Annotated in this window: 14 protein-coding genes; 8 read left to right on the forward strand and 6 right to left on the reverse strand. The window is 31.3% G+C overall.

Features of this window, described 5'->3' with window-relative positions:
* Nucleotides 1–2: 2 nt before the first annotated feature.
* The 3 genes from BTO06_RS01330 (at nt 3) to BTO06_RS01340 (ending at nt 6,255) form a co-directional block, all read left to right on the forward strand.
* The gene (locus BTO06_RS01330) at nt 3–4,679 is read left to right on the forward strand and encodes a DUF6443 domain-containing protein (protein WP_100923599.1); all 4,677 of its coding nucleotides are present in this window, start codon (nt 3–5) and stop codon (nt 4,677–4,679) included.
* Nucleotides 4,680–4,681: 2 nt separating this feature from the next.
* Complete coding sequence (locus tag BTO06_RS01335) at nt 4,682–5,155, forward strand: hypothetical protein (protein WP_100923600.1); 474 nt, start codon at nt 4,682–4,684, stop codon at nt 5,153–5,155.
* Between the two features lie 440 nt (nt 5,156–5,595).
* Nucleotides 5,596–6,255 carry an META domain-containing protein gene (locus tag BTO06_RS01340; protein WP_100923601.1) on the forward strand — a complete coding sequence of 220 codons (660 nt, stop codon included), beginning with the start codon at nt 5,596–5,598 and terminating at the stop codon, nt 6,253–6,255.
* 541 nt (nt 6,256–6,796) lie between these two features.
* Here BTO06_RS01340 and BTO06_RS01350 read toward each other — a convergent pair.
* From BTO06_RS01350 to BTO06_RS01365, 4 genes are all read right to left on the reverse strand, one after another.
* On the reverse strand, nt 6,797–7,888 hold the full coding sequence (locus tag BTO06_RS01350; protein ID WP_100923603.1) for an acyltransferase family protein: 1,092 nt from the start codon (nt 7,886–7,888) through the stop codon (nt 6,797–6,799).
* A gap of 6 nt (nt 7,889–7,894) precedes the next feature.
* On the reverse strand, nt 7,895–9,193 hold the full coding sequence (locus BTO06_RS01355) for a sugar MFS transporter (RefSeq protein ID WP_100923604.1): 1,299 nt from the start codon (nt 9,191–9,193) through the stop codon (nt 7,895–7,897).
* A 105-nt stretch (nt 9,194–9,298) separates the two neighbouring features.
* The gene (locus tag BTO06_RS01360) at nt 9,299–10,006 is read right to left on the reverse strand and encodes a LytR/AlgR family response regulator transcription factor (RefSeq protein WP_100923605.1); all 708 of its coding nucleotides are present in this window, start codon (nt 10,004–10,006) and stop codon (nt 9,299–9,301) included.
* Nucleotides 10,003–11,061: a sensor histidine kinase gene (locus tag BTO06_RS01365; protein WP_100923606.1), complete on the reverse strand. Its 1,059-nt coding sequence runs from the start codon at nt 11,059–11,061 to the stop codon at nt 10,003–10,005. Before BTO06_RS01365 ends, BTO06_RS01360 begins: the two co-directional genes overlap by 4 nt.
* 206 nt (nt 11,062–11,267) lie before the next feature.
* On the opposite strand from BTO06_RS01365, the gene BTO06_RS01370 reads away from it, so the two are divergent.
* From BTO06_RS01370 to BTO06_RS01390, 5 genes are all read left to right on the forward strand, one after another.
* The gene (locus BTO06_RS01370; RefSeq protein ID WP_100923607.1) at nt 11,268–14,342 is read left to right on the forward strand and encodes a SusC/RagA family TonB-linked outer membrane protein; all 3,075 of its coding nucleotides are present in this window, start codon (nt 11,268–11,270) and stop codon (nt 14,340–14,342) included.
* 5 nt (nt 14,343–14,347) lie between these two features.
* Nucleotides 14,348–15,937, forward strand: coding sequence for a SusD/RagB family nutrient-binding outer membrane lipoprotein (locus BTO06_RS01375; protein WP_100923608.1), 1,590 nt, complete (start codon nt 14,348–14,350; stop codon nt 15,935–15,937).
* Between the two features lie 153 nt (nt 15,938–16,090).
* Nucleotides 16,091–18,025 (forward strand): glucosamine-6-phosphate deaminase, encoded by a 1,935-nt coding sequence (gene nagB, locus BTO06_RS01380; protein ID WP_100923609.1) that lies wholly within the window; start codon nt 16,091–16,093, stop codon nt 18,023–18,025.
* Nucleotides 18,026–18,028: 3 nt separating this feature from the next.
* The gene (locus BTO06_RS01385; RefSeq protein WP_232731496.1) at nt 18,029–20,101 is read left to right on the forward strand and encodes a beta-N-acetylhexosaminidase; all 2,073 of its coding nucleotides are present in this window, start codon (nt 18,029–18,031) and stop codon (nt 20,099–20,101) included.
* A 22-nt stretch (nt 20,102–20,123) separates the two neighbouring features.
* Nucleotides 20,124–20,990 carry an N-acetylglucosamine kinase gene (locus BTO06_RS01390; RefSeq protein WP_100923610.1) on the forward strand — a complete coding sequence of 289 codons (867 nt, stop codon included), beginning with the start codon at nt 20,124–20,126 and terminating at the stop codon, nt 20,988–20,990.
* Nucleotides 20,991–21,054: 64 nt separating this feature from the next.
* Here BTO06_RS01390 and BTO06_RS01395 read toward each other — a convergent pair whose 3' ends face one another.
* Together BTO06_RS01395 and BTO06_RS01400 are read right to left on the reverse strand one after the other, a co-directional pair.
* On the reverse strand, nt 21,055–21,873 hold the full coding sequence (locus BTO06_RS01395; RefSeq protein WP_100923611.1) for a DUF4249 domain-containing protein: 819 nt from the start codon (nt 21,871–21,873) through the stop codon (nt 21,055–21,057).
* 3 nt (nt 21,874–21,876) lie between these two features.
* Complete coding sequence (locus BTO06_RS01400) at nt 21,877–24,246, reverse strand: TonB-dependent receptor (RefSeq protein ID WP_100923612.1); 2,370 nt, start codon at nt 24,244–24,246, stop codon at nt 21,877–21,879.
* Nucleotides 24,247–24,508 lie beyond the last annotated feature (262 nt).

Consider the following 24,508-nt stretch of genomic DNA (forward strand, 5'->3'; position numbering starts at 1 on the left):
AGATGAAAAAGTTAGTATTTATACTTTTAGTGTTGCCATTTGTGATGTACGCACAAAGCACTAATGAGAATCATGTAGTAACTAAGGTGTATAAGAAAGGAACTACAACACCTATTACAGGACATAATAAAGATGAAGTAATGACTAGCGTCCAGTATTTTGATGGACTAGGTCGTTTAAAACAAACTGTTGGCGTTAATGCGGGAGGAAATACAGTTTCTGAGAATACTATTCCAATTGATTGGACAGTAAATGCAACTGCTACTGATTTTTTTAACAGAAACGGAGCTTCAACTGAGAACAAAATTGTAAGCGGAACTACCCCATTTGGAGGTACAGATTTACTATGGGAATGTATACCAGATGCTGCTAGTGGAGCAGATGGAGGCTGGAATACAGATTTTTTTACGATTGATAATACCAAAACCTATCGTTATACAATTTGGGTTAAGAAAAATAAAACCGGATCAACATCTCATGGGAGAACATATCATGGAATTGGTTGGAATGATGTTAACAATTTAAGTGGAACAATTAATTCCAATCCTTATTTTATCGTTAATTTCTTACCAGAGGCAAACAAATGGTATTTATTAGTTGGTATTGTACATCCTCACACTTATAGAGGTTCAGATTCAGGAGTAAGTGGTGTATACGATACGAATGGAAATAAGGTTTTGGATGGAATAGAATTTAGATGGCGTTCAGATAAAACATCTACCAGATTAAGAAATTATTTGTATTACTGTACAGATGCCAGCGTTCGTCAATACTTTTGGAGTCCATTGTTTCAAGAGATGGATGGAGGAGAAATCCCGTTAGATGATGTGATTACTGAAAGTTCACCTGTAATTGCACAGGAGAATATCAAAGATATTGTCTCACATGTAGAGTACGATAATTTAGGCAGAATGACCAAAGAGTATTTACCACTTACTAATGGAAGTGGTGATGCGAACTTTCGTACGGGTGAAATGGGAATAGAAACGCAAAGATATTATGCAAATAAATATGCGAAAGACTTTGCTGGAGTAACTCTACCATCTCAAGTAAATGCATATTCAGAAAAAGCATATGATTACTCTCCGTTAAATAGAGTTACACAACAAGCTGCTCCAGGAACCGATTGGAAATTAGGAAACGGACATGAGATTAAGTTTGATTATGATGTAAATTCTACTGGAGAAGTTAAAGTTTATTCTGTAACAACAACTTTTGCTAATAATACCTATACACCAACCTTACAAGGTGGAACTGCTTCTTATGGAGAAGGAGAATTGTCAAAAACCGTTACGAAAGATGAGAATTGGAAGTCGGATCAGACACACATCAAAGACCATACTACAGAAGAGTTTAAAAACAAAAGTGGACAGGTAGTTTTAAAACGCACGTATAACCAAAATCAAAAACACGATACGTATTATGTATATGATGACTTTGGGAATTTAACCTATGTAATTCCTCCAAAGGCAGAAGGAACAGTTGCAAAACCAACTTCAACACAATTAAGTGAATTATGTTATCAATATGTCTATGACTATAGAAACCGTTTGGTTGAAAAGAAAATACCAGGCAAAGGATGGGAATATATCGTATATGATAAATTAGATCGTCCTGTATTAACTCAAGATGCTAATCAACATGTTAAAACAAATTCAAATGGTCAATTAGATAGAGAGTTGTTATTTACAAAGTATGATCAGTTAGGAAGAGTTGTATATACAGGAATTACGAAGAACCTTTCTTCGAGAACAACTTTGCAAAATACGGCTAACACAGGAGATTATGAGCAATACGAAAACAGAACAACAGGTAAGCAAAACTACGGAGGAGTCGATATTTATTATTCAAAATCAGCAATTCCGAGAGTTGTTAGTGAAGTTTATACGATTAACTATTATGATACCTATATAAATTTACCGACTGATTTCGTAGCTCCTAAAAAAGTCTATAGTGATACTGACAATGTTACCACCAATACGAAAGGATTAGCAACAGTTTCAAAAGTAAAAGTTTTAGGAACTAGTAGTTGGATTACCACAGCTACGTATTACGACAAAAAAGCACGACCTATTTATGTATATAGTAAAAACGATTATTTACAAACCACAGATATTGTAGAAAGTAAATTAGATGATTTTACAGGAAAAGTGTTAGAAACAAAAACCACACACACAAAAGCGGGTAAAGACCCTATTGTAACCATTGATCGTTTTGAATACGACCATATGGATCGTTTAGTAAGTCAAAACCAACAAATAGATGATCAAATTTCTGAGCGTATCGTAAAGAACAATTACGATGATATGGGTCAGTTAGAAAGTAAAGTATTAGGAAACGGAACGAAAGCAGGATATAGATATAATATTGAGTCAGTTGTTTCGGTTTCTGATAATATCATTACAAAAGTTGGTGGAGGAAATACCTCATGGGATGGTGATATTTCTACTCAAGGAAGTATTAATGGAGATGGTTATGTTGAATTTATCTCAGAGACGAAAGGGAAATACTACATGGCAGGATTATCAAATAATAATAATACAGCATCATTTCAAAGTATAAAATTTGCTATTTATATAAATCACTCAGTTTATATCTACGAATCTGGAGCAAATAAAGGCATACGTTTAAGCTATAACGCAGGGGATATATTCAGAGTAGAACGTATAGGAAACACCATTCATTACAAAAAAAATGGAGAAACTTTTTATGTTTCAACAAAGAAGTCTACTGAAGAATTATTTGGAGATGTGAGTATGTATCACACAGGAGGTAAAATCAAAGATTTCAAAATCGTAGACAACAGTAAAGGATTACAAAAAGTTGATTACAACTACAATGTACGTGGATGGTTAACAAATATTAATGATGATGTTTCAAATGACAATGATTTGTTTAACTTTAGCATACAATACAACGACCCAAGTGTGGAGCTAAACAAGCGTTTATATAATGGTAATATTGCCCAAACCAGCTGGCAAACTCAAAATGTAGATAATACTAGAAAAACCTACAACTATACCTATGATGCTTTGAATCGTATTACAAATGCTTCAGGTGTTTCAACATCAAATTATGATGTAGGACATAACAATATTCCAATTTCATATGATAAGAATGGAAATATAATGCGATTATATAGATATGGTCATACAAATGCAGGAGCGACGACATTTGGAGGAATGGATAATTTATACTACACCTATGATAATGGAAATAAATTATTAAAAGTTACCGATATTGCTAATAAAACCTACGGTTTTAAAGATGGCGCAAACTCAGGTAACGATTATACCTACGATGCTAATGGAAATATGATATCCGATGCTAACAAAGGTATCACTAGTATTGAATACAATCATTTGAATTTACCAACAAAAGTTAGTATGGGAAGTATTGGTAAAACAGGTACAACACTTACGGGTACTATTGATTATGTTTACGATGCAAGTGGAGTAAAACTTTCTAAAACAGTAACAGAAGTAAGTAGTACAAGACCTCCAGCTATCATAACACAATACGCTGGTAATCACATTTACGAAAATGGAGATTTACAATTCTTTAACCACGCAGAAGGTTACATACAACCTGTCATTGCGAGCGGTAGCGCGGCAATCTCATCATTTGATTACGTTTACCAATACAAAGACCATTTAGGAAACATTCGTTTATCATATACCGATGTAAATGGTGATGGTGTAATTACAGCAAGTACTGAAATTATTGAAGAAAAGAATTACTATCCATTTGGACTGCAACATAAAGGATATAACAATACCGTAAACTCCATAGGAAACAGTACGGCGCAAAAGTTTGGGTATAATGGAGTTGAATATAATGAAAGTTTAGGGCTAAATCTTCATGAAATGGACGTGCGAATGTATGATCCTACAATTGGTAGATTTAATGGAATAGATCCTGTTACGCATCACTCTTTCGGAACAAGTGTAGCATTTGATAATAACCCTATATTTTGGGCTGATCCTAGTGGAGCTGATGCTACTACTGGTGGAGCTGATTGGTCTGGATTTGAGTTAGGCGCTGGTAGAGAATTTTATAGGAATAAGAATCAATCATCAAATTCTGAATCAAGTGAATCACCAGATGACACTTATAAAGTTTCGAAAGATGGTAAAATTACAAAAGTTGATGATAAAAAGTATTTTGATAAAAATGGGAAAGAAGTTGATAAGCTTATATCAGAAAAAACAAAAAAAGAGAAATTTGTTGATAAAGGAATTTTAAATCATGTAGACGAAGATACTTCTTATACAAAGGGAAATCCTTTATATCAATACTTTTATGCACCAAATTCTAGTAAAACAAAGCTATTATATAATTGGTTAGTATATAATACTAATGTTGAGTTTTCTTTACTTACTTATCCAAATCATGCTTATATTTCAACTTCCTTTTCTGTAGATAGTGAAGCAGGTGGGTTAGATATACTTAGAGAAACTATATTGGAAGGAGTTTTTAAGAAGTTCTCATTTACTCACAGTCATCCTTCAGGTAATAGTACTCCATCAGGCTATTCTATTTTTCATTCAAAAGACGGTGATAAGAAAGTAGCTCTTTATTACAAGGAAAAGTTCCCAGGAATTAAGATAGATTGGTATATAAAAACAGCTGGAAGGTTGAAATTAACAAAATATAATTATAAAAAAGTTTTAGATTAAATATGAAAAAGTATCTTTTGGTAATATTAAGCACAATTGTTATATGCTGTAAATCACAAAATCAGAATTACAGTTACGAAGAATTTTTAGGATTAAGTTCAACACATGAAATTAATAATGATAAATTAATAGATGCTCTAAATGAATTAATTATTGATAATAATTTGTTTGGAGAATTTAAAAGTAAAGTTCTAGTATTAAATGTTGAAAAACAATTATCAAAAAATAAAATTTGCATAACTATAACAGACTATAAAGTTTTCAAAAATCATAGACCTGAACTTTTCGAGAAACTAAAAGGATATACAACCTATAATAAAATTCCTGTTTTATTGTATGGTAAAATAGATCATTCTTTTTTTAAGAAAACTGATCATCATTTCTATGATGTTACAGGTAAATTACCGTCTTACAATTTAGACAATCCTCCTATCATTTATGATCCAAAAATTATTTGTTTTGAAATTGACAATTAAGACCCGATAGCTCGGATTTGTAATCCGAGATTTAAATAAGAATTAAGCCACGTTATTTTTTGAGTAACGTGGTTATTTTGCGAAGTACAAATTATGCTATTAAAAAAATAAGAACTAATTTACAAAAAGCAAATTCATTTTAGATTTCAACATTATTTTCGACATTTCAGCCTTTTCAATAATCTTTATGTAGTAGGTAAGATTTAGAGTTTTTACATTAAGTTACATTATACTTCATATTAGATTTTTCAAAATGTTATTCTATAAATTTATCGATGAATATCTTGGTTAGTACTAGTAAATAGTTTTTTCTCTTTATTAAATTTACTTTGAGGTACTAGTTTAGAAAAATACTATGAATGTTATAAAAATAACTAGTGATAAAAATATTAGTTTATGATCTCGATTATTATGACTAATTTTAAATAAAAGATAATTACATGAAAACATTAATTTCATCATTTTTACTTGTAGTAGGGCTTCTTATATCATGCAATTCGTCTTACACAACTGAGTATATTTTGGTTACCTCCAAAGAAGGAAAATGCGTTAATACTAATCAACAGTGTTACTACATTAAAACAAAAAATAAGGAAGATTGGAAAGTCTATGATGGTCAAATAGATGGCTTCACATTAGAAGATGGATACAATTATGAGTTGAAAGTTCAGAAAAGTAAAGTCAAATCATCAAATAAAAATGATACTAAGGTACAATATAAGTTAGTCAAAATTTTAAGCCAATCAAAAAATGAACAAAAAGGGCTTTCAATATATAACAACTGGATCATCTCTAATTTTGGTGGCGAATCAACGTTTAATTCATCGATCATTAAAACCTCTCAAATAACATTAGTTAAAGGAGCTAGTAGATTTAATGGGAATGGTGGCTGTAATAAAATTTCAGGTAAAATTTCAATATCGGGGGATACAATTAATTTTTCAGATATTATGTCAACACGCATGATATGTAAAAACTCCAAACAAGAAAATCTTTTTATGACTGCGTTGCAGAATGCAACAAGCTATAAAATTATTGGTTGTGAACTTTTCCTATATGCGAAAGATACAACTCTGTTAGTCTTGGAAAGTTGCAGGTAATTTATGTTTTAATAGTTGTTATAAGGAAAAATTAAATTCTCTACCAAACTATTTTAGAGCTTTTATATTGTTGTTTAGTGTATGTATACTTTTACTATGAATATTGAAACGTGAATACAAGTGGTATATGTTAGAAACGATTACAAAGTTGTGTACAATATTCAACAATATCCTACATATGTTAGAATAAGATATGTTATTACTTTTTGGTTATTGTAACGATTAATTCTATTGTCATTTATTCTATTGTTTTAGATACAGCAGTTATATATGTGAAGTATTTGTTGGCAATACCTTGAACAAGCAACAGTAATTTTATTTTCTACTACTATTTTTAGTTCTAATGTGTGTTCGCAATGCTGAATAGTAATAGCGCCATTAGGACAAAATATAATTAGTTTATTTTTTAAGTCTTCTTGAAGAAAAAGATCGAAATAGGCACTAGTCCAGTTAATCAATTTTGAAAAATCGTGATTCTGCACATTTGAAAGTACATGTTTTTCTTGATGTATTTTTTTGGAAACCAAGGCCATTTGTTTTTTTAAACTTTGAAAAATATTTTTCTCTTAAACAGAATATAGCTAAGTAAAATGTAGCTTAACAATACCGTTAATGCATAGCATAGAGAAGCAAGGTTATTGTTATTAATAATGCTATTATAGAAGTTGCTATATAAAAAGCTATGAACATTTTCCCCATTATTAATCGTCACTAAGTAGAACACTTTAGAAATGAAAGACGATAAAAAATAAATACCAATAGCGTTCATTCCTACATAAGTAAATAGGTTCACATAGGATGTTTGTTTAATATCACATAAATAGTAAAAAACCAGTACAAATAATGAAGCCCATCCTGCAGTAACTAAAACAAAACTACTTGTCCATAAAGATTTGTTGATCGGGAAAAAGCTGTTCCAGATATATCCCAAAGCTAAAAAGGAAAGACTATAAATACATAATAGTTTAAGTAACTTCTGTTTGTTATGTATCTTAAGAACTTCTCCGATAAATATTCCCGCTAAACAGCTCACAATTGTTGGAATTGTACTTAAAATTCCTTCCGGATCATAGTCTGGTTTCCATAAATGATTCCCAAGTAATTTTACATCAATATAATTAGCCCAGTTATTGGGAACTCTATCAAAACTCGGAAGTAAGCCATTAGGTAGTGGAATTACTCCTAATAAAACATTGTAAGTAACTAGTATTAATACTGAAATTAGAAGTAATGCTTTTTTACTACAATTGAGATACAATATGGAAGTAACAAAAAACACAATTCCTATGCGTTGTAATACACCTAATATTCTAAGGGTTGAATAGCTACTTAAAAAAGGATAACTAGTTATAAACCAGTTTAAGAATAATCCGAGTCCAAATAATTTTAAACTTCGTGTGAGAATTTTCCGATAAATTACTTTAGAGGGTTTTGTATCGTTGTAAGCTAGTGATATAGAAATACCAACAATAAAAATGAAAAAAGGAAATATTAAATCAGTAGGAGTCAATCCATGCCACTTTGCATGTAAAAGAGGTTCATAAACTGTAGACCAATCACCGGGGTTGTTCACTAATACCATGGCTGCAACAGTGAATCCTCTAAAAACATCTATGGATTGTATTCGTTTCATTTGAGTTTATTTATTACCTAATTTGTGTCCGTAAATAGCATAATATAAGATAATTAAATAACAAGGAATTAATATCCAATATCCATTAGTTGATGCTTCTGCCAATGCAGTAGCTTCATTCATACCACTCGAAATTAAATCTTCTTTAGTACTATCCACCAACCTTCCATATAACGGTGGAATAATTGCACCTCCAGCAATAGCCATTACCAACAAAGCAGAGGCTGTTTTTGTAAATTTCCCTAACCCTTTTAAAGATAAAGGCCAAATTGCTGGCCAAACCAAAGCATTTGCAATTCCTAATGCAGCTACAAATAAAATTGATGTAAAACCAGAAGTGTTTATAATGCAAATGGTGAAAATGACTCCAAGGATTGCACTTACTTTTAACGCTAATCCTTGACTAATATATTTTGGAATCAACAATGCTCCTAAACCGTAAGTTACAATCATAGCAGTAAGAGTAAATGTGGTGAAAAACTTGGCTTCTGTCACAGAAATACCTAAAGAAATCCCATAAGCGATAATGGTATCACCAGCTATTACTTCAGCTCCAACATAAACAAATAAAGCTAAGACACCTATCCATAGATGCGGAAATTGAAAAATAGAAGTTTTATTATTAGTATTTGTAGTTGTATCACCTGCATTTTCTGCGGTATCAATATTTGGTAAAGGACTCCACCGAATTAGAATTCCAAGAATAAATAAAATAATAGCCATAACTATATATGGCATAATAATATTACCTGCCATTACATTTAACAACTCTGTTTTTTCAGCATTACTTACAACGGATAACTTTTCTACAACACCGTCAATTTCAGATAAGAGCAAAGAACCAAATAGCAATGAACCAAGAGCTCCAGCAACCTTGTTTGAAATTCCCATGATAGCAATGCGTTTCGCACCACTTTCAATAGGACCTAAAATAGTTACATATGGGTTTGCAGCAGTTTGTAAAATTGCCATTCCCGTACCTTGAATAAAAATCCCCAGAAGAAATAACCAATACGTTCTAGTATTCGCAGCTGGAATAAACAATAAAGCGCCTACAGCCATAATAATTAACCCGACAGACATACTCTTTTTGTATCCTGTTTTTTTAATTAAAAACGATGCAGGTAAAGCCATTACAACAAATGAGATATAACTGGCGGAAGCCACCAAGTATGATTGAGCTTCTGTAAGTTCGTTTATAGTTTTCATAAACGGAATTAATGCTCCATTTATCCAAGTTACAAAACCGAATATGAAGAATAATCCAATAATAATTAAGATTGCTGTTCGATAGTTTTTATTCATCTAGATTTATCCTTTAGGGATATAATACTAGAAACTATCTTCTGAGAATTAAAAAAAAATCTACGTACGACATCATTTTAACGACCAAGAATATATTTTAAGCAATTATTCTCTATTTAAAATAACATCTCTCGTTAAACTGATATATTTTCTGCCAATAGTAATTTTTTTATTACCAATTTCAATAAGATTTCCTTCTACAGAATCTACTTTATCTAATGAAATTGTATAAGATCTATGAATGCGTATAAATTTTTTACTTGGCAATTCTTCCGTAATACTTGATAAAGATTTATGGACTAAAAAACTATTATCAATAGTAAAAACTTTTATATAGTCTTTTAAACTTTCTATATACAATATATCCTGATACCTTATTTTTACTAATTTTTTGTCTACTTTTAAAAAGATAAAGGTTTCGAGATCTGTTTGTGTTTTTTGAGCGTTTTGTCTTAAATAAATTTGTTGATTTAACTTATTGATTGATTTCATAAATCTGTTAAATGGAATGGGTTTAACTAAATAATCCAAAACATCCAATTCAAAACTATCCACAGCATATTCTCGGTAAGCAGTTGTGATAATAACATAGGATGAAATTGGAATACTTCGAAGAAAAGCCAATCCATTCATTTTAGACATATTAATATCTAAGAAAATAACATCTACTATATCGTTTTCTATAATGGGTAAAGCATCAACTGGATTATTAAATTTTCCAATTAGTGAGAAGTTTTTGAATTCTTTTAAATGGTTTTCAATAACCCTAATAGCCAAAGGTTCATCGTCAATTATAATACAGTTTAAATTCATTTTAATTTGTCCTTATTTAAAATAAGTAGCTCTACTTTAAATTTAGCCTTATCCTGCGTGATGTTTAAATCATAATTTTCTCCATACAATAATTCTAGCCTTCTTTTCACATTGTCGTTTCCAACACCATTTAATTTTTTTTCTGATTCGAAACTTACATAATTATTTTCTATAGAAAAAAAGATATCTCCATCTTTTTTCCTTTCTATAAAAATATGGATATAAAAATCATCATCTTTTTTACCATGCTTAAAGCTGTTTTCAATGAAAGATAAGAGTACTAAAGGAGGAATTGCTGCTTTTTCTAAATCTCCAGCTGTTTCAATTTTTAAATCAATATCATTAGAGCGACGTATTGTTTGTAAATCAACATAATTTTCAATAAGGTGAACTTCTTTTATAAGTTTTACTTTGTTTTCTTTTGCTTCATAAATTACATATTCCATAATGTTTGATAGCTTTAAAACAACTTCAGGAGCTTCGTCCGATTTATCTAATGTTAAAGAGTATAAACTGTTTAACGTATTAAAGAAAAAATGAGGTTGAATTTGCATCCGTAAAAACTTCAATTCTGTTTGTAAATTCACCTTTGATAATTCTTCAACATACTTTCTTTGATTGATCCAAACTACAGTTAATTTAATAGTAGTTACTAATGCAACAACATAAAGTTCACCAATAATTACTGCAACAATATGATTAAATGTGAATGCTTTTTGATTCCCAGAAGCCTCTGGCCATATGTTTTCGGTAACCAAAAAATAAATTAAACCAGTTCGAATTATATAGACTATTCCTAATGAAAGAAATAAACAAAGTATATAGGTTTTATATTGCTTCTTTACTAAAAACTTGGGGATAAAATAGTATATATTAGTATAAACTAAAGCAATGTGTATTGGGAATTCAACAAGGTTTGATTTCAGAGAATAATAGTAATCATTAAAATAACTTCCCCACCTAATTATGTTGAAAGTAAAGTAGCAAATCCAAAATAAAAAATGATATTTTAACGGAATTGATTTGTAGTTTTCTTTATTGAAATGTAAGCTCATTTAATTATGCTTGTTTGCAATTAATATTGATAAAATTATATCAATAATGTTGTTTTTTTTTGAAAAAATCAATTTATCTGACTTTATTATTTCTTATCCGTAAAATTATGTAGTTCATTCCTTTTTTGAAGTCATTCAGATATTTTTTTTTCGATAAAGAGGCTAATACCATAGTTTTATATCAACTATTTCAAATCTTTTTACATATGAAAAAAATACTATTACTGCTATGTTTTTCGTTGATGTCTTTTTGGGGGATAAATGCTCAAACTAAAATATCAGGTAAGGTAACATCTAAAATGGATGGTGAACCTTTACCAGGAGTAAACGTAGTAATTAAAGGAACAAATAAAGGTGTAGAAACAGATTTTGACGGACAATATTCAATCGAAGCAAAATCTGGAGATACTTTAGAATTTTCATTCATTGGAATGGAAACCTTTAGAGTTAAAGTTGGAAACAATAACATAATTAATGTAGAATTACAAGAAGGAAACGTACTTGACGAAGTTGTTGTAACTGCATTAGGAATTAAGAAAGAGAAAAAGGCTTTAACATATTCTGCACAAGAAGTTAGCGGAGATGAATTAACAAAAGTAAAGCAAACGAATCCTTTAAATAGTTTATCGGGTAAATCAGCTGGTATTACTATCAACAGAAGTTCGTCAGGATTAGGAGGAACAGCCAAAGTTGTTTTAAGAGGTAACGCTTCCACTTCCAATAATGATCCGCTTTATGTTATAGACGGAATTCCAATGTTAAATCAAGGGAATGGTTCTAATGGATCAGAACCTGGAACAGATATCTTTGGTAGCCAAACTGGTAATAGAGATGGAGGAGATGCAATGTCGTTGATTAATCCAGATGATATTCAATCTATAACAGTATTAAAAGGTTCTTCGGCTTCTGCATTATATGGTAGTCAAGGTGCAAATGGTGTAATATTAATTACAACTAAAAAGGGAAAAGAAGGGAAGTTGTCAGTGAATGTAAATTCTAGTATAACGATGGATGAAGTAATGTCTTTACCAAAGTTGCAGTCCGAGTATCAATCGGCTTCAGTTAATAATCCAATAGCTGAAAATGGTAGGGTTTCTGATCCAAAATCGTGGGGTAGTAGAGCTTCAGGTTTGTCGAATGATGCAGAAGGTTTTTTCAAAACAGGATATACTTCAATAAATGCTTTATCATTAACAGCTGGAAATGCAAAAGCACAAACTTATTTTTCATTTGCTAATACTTTAGGTTCTGGTGTGATTCCACAAAATAGATTAGTAAGAAATTCATTAACATTAAGAGAAACAGCAAAATTTTTGAATGATAAAATAGATGTTTCTGCTAGCGTTAATTTATCTGATCAATCTATATGGAATAGACCAACCAATGGTTTGTATTCTAATCCACTTACGGGAGTATATCTGCATCCAGTTGGTATTGATAGAAATATTTATAAGGACAAATACGAATATTTTGATACCTCAAGAAATATTTACGATCAGTTTGCATCTTCTTTTGATGAGAATATTCAACAAAACCCATATTGGTTAATTAATAGAAATCCAAGTTATGATAAGGTACAACGAGTACTAGCAAACTTATCGCTAAAATATCAGATTACAGAGAATTTCTCATTACAAACTAGAGGAAGTTATGATAAAACATTCTTCACTTTTGATAAGCGTCAGTATGCGGGAACAGATCCAGTTAATTCAGGAGATAATGGTAGATATATTTTAGAAAAAACAGAGAACACACAACAATATATCGATCTTATTGCAAATTATTCACGTGATTTTGGTGAAGACATTAGTTTTACAGGATTATTAGGAACAAGTTTAACTAAGTTTAAAATTGGAGATAAATTATTCTTAGATTCAGGTAGAGATGGCAATGGACTTAATTTCCCGAATGTATTTACATTAGCTAATTTTCAAAACACAAATAACATAGCACAGTCAGTTGCCAATAGAGAAGTACAATCTATTTTTGGTTCAGCAAATATTGGCTACAAGAAAATGTTATATTTAGATGTAACAGGAAGAACAGATTGGTCTTCAACATTAGTAAATACTAATAGTACTTCTTTCTTTTATCCATCTGTTGGTTTAACAGGAATATTCTCAGAAATGTTCGAGTTACCAGAAGTTATCAATTTTGCAAAACTTAGAGTTTCTTATGCAGAAGTAGGTAAGGATATTCCAGTGTATGCAACCATTCCATTAAATTCTATAAATTCAACGAATAACGGTATCAGTAATGCTCCTTTTGCGCCAATCCCAGGGGAAACTTTAGAGCCAGAAAGACAAAAGTCTTTTGAAATTGGTGCTGAATTTAGATTATTCGATAATCGTTTAGGAGTTGAGTTTACGTATTATGATACTAAAACATTAAACCAGATTTTCTTTATACAAGCCGCACCAAATCCACAAGGATACACTCAAAATATTGTAAATGCAGGAGAAATTACAAATAAAGGTATAGAATTGGTTATTAATGGAAAACCTATTGTAACGGATAACTTTACTTGGAACTCTACTTTAAATTTTGCCCAAAATGAAAATAAGGTAGTATCAGTACATCCTTCATTACAAAACGGGGAAGCAATTATAACAGGTAGAGGTGTAAATGGCTATGAATTTTCTTTAATAGAAGGAGAAGATTTTGGAAGTATTAAAGCCAGATCTTTAGTGAGAGACGAAAATGGAGTTCCAGTAGTTAATAGCTCAGGAACACTTCAGTCAACCGATTTCACAACAGTGGCTCACGCTCAACCTGATTTTACCTTAGGGTGGAATAACTCTTTTACCTTTAAAGACTTTTCATTTTCATTTTTGATTGATGGTAAGTTTGGAGGAAATGTTGTGAGTGTTACTGAAGCAGTAAATGATAAATATGGGGTTTCTCAAGCTACTGCAGATGCCAGAAACACAAATGGAGGACAAATAAATGTTGTGGATGAAAACGGAGTTGCTTCACAAATTACTGCGCAAGAATACTATAATGCAATTGGAGGTCGCGACGGAATGTTAGGAGAATATGTATATGATGCAACTAATGTGAGTTTAAGAGAATTATCTATAGGATATAAATTACCAATCAAATCTGATTTCTTCGAAAGTATTAGATTATCATTAATAGCAAATAATTTGTTTTTCTTATATAAAGAAGCTCCTTTTGATCCTAATATCACTGCAAGTACTGGTTTAGGACTTCAGGGTGTAGATATCTTTAATCAGCCGTCAACAAGAAGTTTAGGCTTAAATGTTAATATTAATTTTTAAACAAAATGAAGAATAATATAAAATATATAAAGCTTTTTATAATTGTAATTATTTTCAACGCTTGTACGGGTGACTTTGAAAATATAAATACAAACCCTAATGGTATTTCTCAAGAGAGTTTAACCCAATTAAATAACCATATTGGATCAAGGTTTACTCCAATTTTTGCAAATATTATACGAAATGAACCAGCTTGGAATTATCAATTACAGCATGGTTTAAATGGAGATGTGTTTTCAGGCTACATGACAAGTCCAACTCCATTTGCAGGAAATATAAACAATCAAACCTACGCCTTGGTTGATGGCTGGAACGCTTTTGTTTGGATTGATGCTTACGATGGAAGTGGAGGAAACGGTGTTATGCCTTTTGTTCGAGAAATTAAGAATCAAGTTGCAATATCTAATTCTGATGGCGGAGAAAAATTTGTGTACTTAGCAAATATTATGAGAGTAATGGCAATGCATAGAGTAGCAGATGTATTTGGTCCAATTCGTTATTCTCAGTTTGATGATTTTGATACTACTGGTAAATATGATAGTCAAGAAATTGCGTACAAAGCCTTTTTTGAGGATTTAGATGAGGCAATAGATGGCTTAAAAGAGTTCGAAGGAAATGAGCAGTTTATTCCTTTTGATCAATCTCAATTAGGTGGAGATATCGCTTCATGGAGAGCTTTTGCAAACAGTTTACGATTAAGATTAGCTATTCGTGTTTCGAATGTCGATGGAAACCTTGCAAAAACAGAAGGTGAAAAAGCGTTAACAAGTGATGCAGGTTTTTTATCATCAGATATGGTTATTAATACTCCAGGATTTAGACATCCAATTGCAACCATTAGTGGAACGTGGAATGATATCTGTATGAGTGCAGAAATGGAAGTTATTCTCAAAGGTTTTAATGATGGAAGAGCTGAGAGATACTTTAATGTGCCAGCTGATGCAAGTTTAGGTGACTATAAAGGAATAAGACAGGGAATTGATATTACATCAAAATCCCAATATGCAAGCCATTCTTTGATAGGAGCCGTAGTTGATACGGAAACAAAAACCTGGATGACGGTTGCTGAAATTTATTTCTTGAAGGCTGAAGCTGGACTTAGAAATTGGGCTGGAGCAGGAGATGTTAAGTCAAATTATGATGATGGAATTAGAGCTTCATTCAATCAGCATGGTATTGCCAATGCGGAAACATATTTAACTGATAATACGAGTACACCTAACAATTTTGTTGATGCTATTGATTCAAATAATAACATTAACTATGGTAGTGATGTGAAAATAGCATTTGATAATTCTGCTACAAATGAATACAAGTTAGAGCAAATTATTACACAAAAATGGATAGCAATGTTTCCTGATGGTCAAGAAGCATGGAGTGAATTTAGGAGAACAGGATACCCAAGAATTTTTCCAGTTGTATTAAACAACAGTGGAGGAAATATAGATACCAATATCCAAATTAGAAGAATCAACTTCGTGAATTCTGAAGTGAACACAAATTTAGAAAATGTAGAGGAAGCACGAACTTTCTTAAAGGGTTCGGATAATGGAGGAACTAGGTTATGGTGGGATACTGGGAGTAATAATTTTTAATAATTAATAATTTTTTCCATTATACTTTTGTATCACAGGTAAGAACAAGAGTTTTTGTTCTTACCTGTTTTTTATTAGAGATAATATGTTGTTTGTCGAAAAAATTGAACTAAGCATATTCCATTAAATAATTTTATCAAAAAAATATTCGTAATGATTGTAAAAGCAAAAAAGAACAATACCAAAAGTTTATCCTTTAAGCCAGCAGGTCAATTCGAAGAAACTCGTTTTGAAAAAATTCATAATGTAATTTTTGATAACTCTGAAAAAGCATCGAAGGAAGTTGCTTTTGAAATAGCAGAATTAATTCAGCAAAAAGCAGCAGAAGGTGCTATGTGTGTTTTAGGACTAGCAACTGGTTCTTCTCCAATAAAAGTGTATGAAGAGTTAGTTCGCTTTCATAAGGAAGACAAGTTAAGTTTTTCAAATGTGATTACTTTTAATTTAGATGAATATTTTCCAATGCAATCAGATGATTTACAAAGTTATTATCATTTTATGCATGAGCATTTATTCAATCATGTCGATATTCTTCCTGAAAATATTAATATTCCAGATGGTACAATTTCACCAGAAGATATTTACCAATATTGTATAGATTATGAATTAAAAATTAAATCGTTAGGTGGTTTAGATTTTCAATTATTAGGAATTGGAAGAACTGGTCATATTGGTTTTAATGAACCAGGTTCACACTACAACTCTGGAACAAGAGTGATTACATTAGATCATATCACAAGAGAAGATGCTGCTTCAGCTTTTTTAGGAATTGATAATGTTCCGAAAAAAGCAATCACTATGGGAATAAACACCATAAAAAACGCTAAAAGAATTGTTCTTCTAGCTTGGGGTTTGAATAAAGCAAAAGTTGTTCAAAAAACTATTGAAGGAGAGGTAACCTCTCAAATTCCAGCAACGTATTTACAAGAGCACAAAAACACAACATTTATTTTAGATGAAGAGGCAAGTGCCGAATTAATAAGAATAAAGACACCATGGTTAGTTACTTCTTGTGTTTGGACGGATGAGTTGAAGAAGAAGGCCGTCTTTTGGTTAAGTGAAAAGGTAAACAAACCAATTCTAAAACTTACGGATAAAGATTATAATGAATATGGAATGTCTGGATTGATAGCAAAAGAAGGAAGTGCTTACGATTTAAACATTGATATATTCAATAAATTACAACATACAATTACAGGTTGGCCTGGTGGCAAACCTAATGCTGATGATTCTAATAGACCTGAAAGAGCATTCCCCTCAAAAAAAAGAGTTATAATTTTCAGTCCTCATCCTGATGATGATGTAATTTCAATGGGAGGTACATTTGATCGATTAGTCCAACAAGGTCATGAGGTTCATATTGCATATCAAACATCAGGTAATATCGCTGTAACCGATGAAGATGCACGAAAGTTTGCTGAAACAGCTTTAACATTAACCTCCGATACAAATAAAATTCAAGATATTCTAAAAAACATTCAAAACAAAAAATTAAATGCTGTTGACTCTAAAGAGGTTAGGGCTTTAAAAGGAACAATTCGAAGAACAGAATCTTTAGCAGCTACAAGATATTTGGAAGTTCCAGATACGAATGTTCATTTTATGAATCTTCCTTTTTACGAAACAGGTACTGTTAAAAAGAATAATCTATCTGAAAAAGACATCGAAATCATGTGTAACTTAATTGATGAAATAAAACCTCATCAGATTTACGCAGCTGGTGATTTAGCTGATCCTCATGGAACACATAAAGTTTGTTTAGATGCCTTGTTTTTAGCATTGGAAAGAATGAAACACGACGAATCTGTCAAAGATTGTTGGGTTTGGTTGTATAGAGGTGCTTGGTTTGAATGGGATTCTCATGAAATTGATATGGCAGTTCCAATGAGTCCAGATCAAGTGATAAAAAAACGTAACGCTATTTTCTTTCATCAATCTCAAAAAGACAAAGTAATGTTTAGAGGTGATGATTCAAGAGAGTTTTGGGTAAGAGCTGAAGATAGAAACAGACTTACAGCAAAAAAATATCATCAATTAGGAATGGCAGATTATGCTGCTATTGAAGCATTTAAACGTTATTATTTTTAAGTAATGAAAGTATTTTCAATTTTATTAGTAGCTTTTTCTTCTTTTACTCTTTCTTTTAATTCATGTTTTTCTCAAGAATTATTAAATGAAAAGCTCGATTTAATGCCTTGGCCAAAGGAAATTACATCTAATGGAAGTATCACAAAGTTAGATGAGAATTTTACTATTAGCATCAATAACAAAGGAAGCAGGGTTTATAACGCTGCGACCAAATTTCTTAGAAATTTAGCTAATAAAACGGGTGTTTTTATCAACGAAGGATTTCCTTTTTATAATCGTGAAAATGCAACGTTAAGTTTAGTTTTTAAGGAGGTGGCAGATTTGTCTATAAATACTGACGAGTCTTATGAGTTAGTAGTAAAGAATAATAAAATTGAATTAACGGCAAAAACAGATGTTGGAATTGTTAGAGGATTGTCTACACTATTACAATTAATTAAAAGTGACGGGAGTAACTATAATTTTGAAGGGTTTTATGTAAAAGATGCTCCTCGATTTAAATGGCGAGGCCTTATGATTGATGTGTCTCGTCATTTTCAACCTGTCGATTTAATTAAGCGAAATTTAGATGCGATGGCTTATGTCAAAATGAATGTGTTTCATTGGCATTTGTCAGATGATCAAGGGTTTAGAATTGAGTCGAAACGCTATCCGAAGCTACATCAACAGGGTTCGGATGGAGTATATTATACACATGAACAAATTAAAGATGTAGTGGCCTACGCTAATAACTTAGGAATTCGAGTTATTCCAGAAATTGATGTTCCTGGTCATGCGGCGGCAATTTTAGCAGCCTATCCAGAATTAGGAAGTAATGATAATTACGATTATAAAATAGTAAGAGATTCCGGAGTTTTTGATCCCACATTAAATCCTACTAAACCCGAAGTATATACGTTTTTAGATAATTTATTTAAGGAAGTAACTCCTTTGTTTCCAGACGAATATTTTCATATCGGTGGGGATGAAAATGAAGGTAAGCATTGGGATTCGAATGTAGAAATTCAAAAATTTAAAAAGAAATATAGGTTAGATACTAATCATGACTTACAAACATATTTCAATATAAAGCTTGAGAAAATATTAAGGAAATACGGAAAAAAATTAGTTGGATGGGATGAAATAAGAACTCCAAGTATGCCTAAAAGTGCTATTATTCATTCTTGGAGAGGAAAGAATGAAGGTTTTGAAAATGGAACATTAATTCCCGCACTTAAGAACGGTTATCACGCGATTTTATCTAATGATTATTATATTGATAGAATGTTATCTGTTGAACACTATTATAATTGTGATCCTATCGCAAATGCCAACTTAACAAAAGAAGAGGAAGATAGAGTACTTGGAGGTGAAGTGACCATGTGGAGTGAGTTGGTAACACCGTTAACTATTGATAGTCGTATTTGGCCAAGAACAGCAGCCATAGCAGAACGATTTTGGTCTTCAAAGCATATTACGAATGTTGAGAATATGCGAAAACGACTAGATAAAGTAAATCATGAACTGGAAAGAATAGGTTTAACTCATATCCGAAATATTGATGTAATTCTGAGGAATATTTCGGACAATCAGGAGATTTTATCTTTAAAAATTTTATCGCGAATTTCTGAGCCATTAAAAGTTTATCAAAGAAATAAAGGTGGGATAGAGTATAAAACCTTTTCCCCATTTACGTTGTTTGCAGATGCATGTTCGGCAGATGCTCCCGATGCGTATGCATTTAAAAAAGTTGTATCGGCATATAAGTTAAATTCAAATTCGAGTAATGCTGAGAATGTTTCATTATTCTTGAATAAATGGGAGAAAGGCTATCTCAATTTTAAAGAGCTACATCATTCGCCAAATTTAGTAGGATTAAATTTTCACTATAAGAATCTTGCTGAAATATCTGTTCATCTCAATAAAGCCATTAAAAGCGGAAAATACTCAGAGAAAGACAAAGAAAGAATTGATAGTTTACTAAATGAAATAGCAACTCCATTTGTAGATGTGGAAATAGTAATTATTGATTCCTTAAAAACACTTTCAAATCATTTAAATCAAAAATTTGGTTTAAGGGAGAACGTTCATAAATAATCGACTTTTTTTAGAACTTATTATGATTTTATTTGCAGATAGTGGATCCTCGAAATGTGATTGGGTAATTTATAATAATGTAACCAATGAACTTTCTAGAACAAGAACAAAAGGGTTAAATCCGAATATCCTAACAGAAAAAAAAATTACTAATATAATTCGTAAGAGTAATGAATTGTTTGCTATTAGGAACATTGTGGAGAAAGTGTACTTCTATGGAGCTGGTTGTGGAACAATCAAGAATCAAGAAAAAGTTATTGAGGTTCTTAAGTTAACTTTTCAAAATGCTATAACTATTAATGTAAAGGAGGATTTAATGGCTGCTGTTTTAGCCACAACAAATGAACCAGCTATCATTTGTATTTTAGGAACAGGTTCCAATTGCTGTTATTATGATGGAGAACATATTCAAACAAAAATCCCTTCTTTAGGTTATGTCTTAATGGATGAGGCTAGTGGTAATTATTTTGGAAAGGAATTATTAAAAAGTTATTATTACAATCAACTACCGAATGAGTTGAGAGTTTCATTTGAACAATCGTATAAGTTAAATCCACAAAAGGTTTTAGATAAAATATATAAATCAAAATATCCAAATAAATATTTGGCAAATTTCGCAAGGTTTCTAATTTATAATATTGAACATCCTTATATTGTTAGTATGATTAGAAATGGAATGAGAGTCTTTATTCAAAATCATATTTTACCATATTCTAAAGAATATATTAATGCACCGATTCATTTTGTTGGATCAATTGCATACCATATACAAGAGATTATCAATGAGGAATTAGCAAGTTTCGACCTGAGTGCCAAAAGCTTTGTTCGAAGACCTATTCAAAATGTGATTGATAATATTCTGCAAGCACAAATTATTGTAAATAACTGAAGCAAGTGAATTACTTGATTAAAAGTAATTACCTGCTTCAGAAAGGATCTAAATACTTAGGTTATTATTGAATTGTATATGTTGTTCTAGCAAATTGACTTAAACGAAAGTAGCCTAGAACTTCCTCATTTAAATTGTTTACATTTTTGCAGTTTCCTTTTAATTGAGCAGGAGTTGCTTGAAATGGTCCACCTCCTTGTGTTCCTGATTGTTCAATTAGTTGTTCTATGTAAAAATAAAATTGTTCTGATATTCCAAAAACCTTGATGTCTACTTCTGTTCCAGTTACGTTCTTCTCGTCCGAATGTAAAACAAAAGCTTCGTTCCCATTTAAAAACTCATCTCGAATAGAGGATAAGGAAGGAACGGCTAAATTATCTTGAATAAATTCTCCTAAGTAGTAGTTTACTTCATCAACAGGATCGTCAAAACGTACGCGCAATCGATATTCGTCCTCATTAAATCCTTCTTCTTGAGTTACACCATTAATTTCTGTAAAGCCAATTAATGTTTCAGTTGCAGCATAAGTTTCTCCACCATAATCAATAGTTAAGTTGTAAACAGCACCAATTTCAGGAACAAAACTTGCAGTAGTATAATCTCCATTGTTTTGATCAGAAAAAATAAATTGGGAGCCATCATTTACTTTCGTTACGGTCACTGTAGCTCCTGTGGCTGGAACATTAAGATTACTATCGAAATATGCTGTAGAAGTACTTAATTTAATGGTTTGATTGTTTCCAGAAGTCCCTTTTTCCCAATTAATAGAAGCTTCTACGACTAATCTTGCTCCTCCATTTGGAACATCAACATCAACAATATCAGTACAAGATGAAAAAATAGTACTGATAGCGATAAACAGAGTATATATTGATTTTTTCATTTTTTAGAATTTAAAGTTATAAGTTACAGAAGGAGTAATCCCGAAAATAGAAGTTCTTTCAGCTTCGTTCGCTCCAGATTCATCATTAACACCAAATCGGATAGCAGCAGCGTTTCTTCTAGAGTATAAGTTATATATACCAAAAACCCATTCTCCTTGCCATTTTCTATTTTTATTTTTTCTTGGTGTTAACGTAGCAGAAATATCTAAACGATTATATGATGGTAAACGATCTGCATTTCTGGTTGAATAAGTTGGAATAGATAAACCATTGTATTGAAATTGTCCATTAGGATAAGTTACAGGTCGTCCTGTTTGAAAAACAAAATTCGCATTAAACGTCCACTTTTCATTGTATTTGTAATTTCCGGTAACAGATAAATCATGAGTTCTATCAAAAGGAGTGTTATACCAGTCCCCATTGTTTAGTCCTGGACCTCCTGCTGTGCCTCCCGGAGTTTTTTGCTCTGACTTTGATAAGGTATAAGCAACCCATCCAGTTAAGTCTCCTTTGTTTTTTCTAAGCAAAAACTCTAATCCGTAGGCTCTTGCATCTCCATTCAAAATTTCTCTTTCAATGGTATTTTGAGCAATTAATTCAGCTCCGTTAATATAATCAACACGGTTTTTTACCGTCTTAAAATAAGTTTCCGCTTCAATTGAGTACATGTTGTTTTTGAAGTTACGGAAATATCCTAAAGCAACTTGATCGGCAATTTGTGGTTTTAAAAACTCACCACTTGGCGCCCAAATATCTAGAGGAGTAGCAGAAGTTGTATTAGAAATTAAATGTAAGTATTGGGCCATTCTATTATAACTTGTCTTAATGGAAGACTTGTCATTTAGTTGATACGACAAAGCAAAACGAGGTTCGAAATTTCCAAAGCTTGCAATACTCTCTTTGTCACCATAGTTTATCTGACCTGTTGGCTCAGCACGCTCATAAATTCCTAAAGTTGTATTGTAAACTACGGGTAAATCATTAGCGTAGGTATTTAAAATTTGACTTCCAAATCGGTTAAAATAGCTATAGCGTAAACCATACATCGCAGTTAATTTATTTGAAATTTTGTGTTCTAAACTTGCATAAATTCCTGTTTCTACTGCAAACTTTTTATCTAAAAAGTCTTCGTTAATTGATGATTCAGGAGTTAGTTTTCTAATTTCTCCTGGATTGAATTTGTAATAAATTCCACTAGCACCAAAATCAAACTTTAGTTTATCATTCAAATAATAATCTACATCATATTTTAAGTTGTAATTATCAATTCGAGATAACCAATCTAAGCCAACAAACTCAAGTTGTAAATCATAATTGTATCTACTGTAAATTGCTGAAAGATTAGAAAATAGTTTATCATTAAAAATATGATTCCATCGTAAGTTTGCCGATAAGTTTCCATAGGAGTTAAAGAAAGAATTGGTAAAACTTACGTCGTCATTTCCGAAGTAAGCAGACAAGTATAAACGATTTTTCTCATTAAGTTGATAATTGGTTTTTAAGTTTAAATCGTAAAACCCAACTCTGTTTTCATTGTTTGCTAAAGCTAAAAAAATGTTTGCATAAGAAGCGCGTCCAGCAATTAAAAATGAACCTTTATCACCAAACAATGGAGCTTCTGCAGTTAATCTACTTGAAATTAAACCAATCCCACCAGTCAATTTGAATTCTTTATTGTTTCCATCTTTTTGACGAACGTCTAACACAGAAGAAACGCGTCCACCAAATTTAGCAGGAATTCCACCTTTGTATAATTTAACATCTTTAATTGCGTCGTTGTTAAATACAGAGAAGAATCCGAATAAATGCGATGCGTTATAAATTATGGCTTCATCTAATAATATTAAATTCTGATCTTCAGCCCCACCACGAACATTAAATCCAGAAGCACCTTCACCAGCATTGGTAACACCAGGAAGTAGTTGAATAGATTTAATAATATCAACTTCTCCTAAAACAACAGGAATTTGTTTAATCGTCTGTGAACTGATCTTTGTCGTACTCATTTGAGGACTTCTCAGATCTACTTTTTTACTTTCTTCAGAAGTAATTACTACTTCATCTAAAACATTTGTATCTTCTTTTAAAGAAGTATTGAACTTTATATTTTGAGTAAGTTGAATTTCTTTTTCAATAGGAGCGTAACCAACGTACGAAATACTTAAAGTGTATTTTCCTTCTGGAGCTGTTAAAGAGTAAAATCCATACTCGTTGGTCATGGTACCAATAGATGTTCCTTTTAAAAAAACCGTCGCACCAAATAAGGTTTCTCCGTTGGCGTTGTCTTTTAAAGTTCCACTTATAGTATATTTACTTTGTGAAATACCACTAAGGTGAACTAAAAGTAACATGATAATTGCGTAAATTCTCATAATTAATTCTTGCTTTTTTTATTTAAAGCCTAAATAATTTCTAATAGGCGATTTGAATTTCTTCTTTTCAAAAAATATCACTTTCGTTATAATTGTCATTTCTTATGTTTTTTGAATTTAGAAGAATTTGAAACTAGAAGACAAAATATTGTTTAATGATTCTTTAAGAAAACTTAAACAAAATTATGTGTTTAGATTTTAGAATCAAAAGTTTGAATCTATTTATTATATTAAAAAAATGTGAAATTTTCCGTGGAAAGTA

Origin of the sequence: Tenacibaculum sp. SZ-18 (assembly GCF_002813915.1) — a bacterium.
Lineage (GTDB): Bacteria > Bacteroidota > Bacteroidia > Flavobacteriales > Flavobacteriaceae > Polaribacter.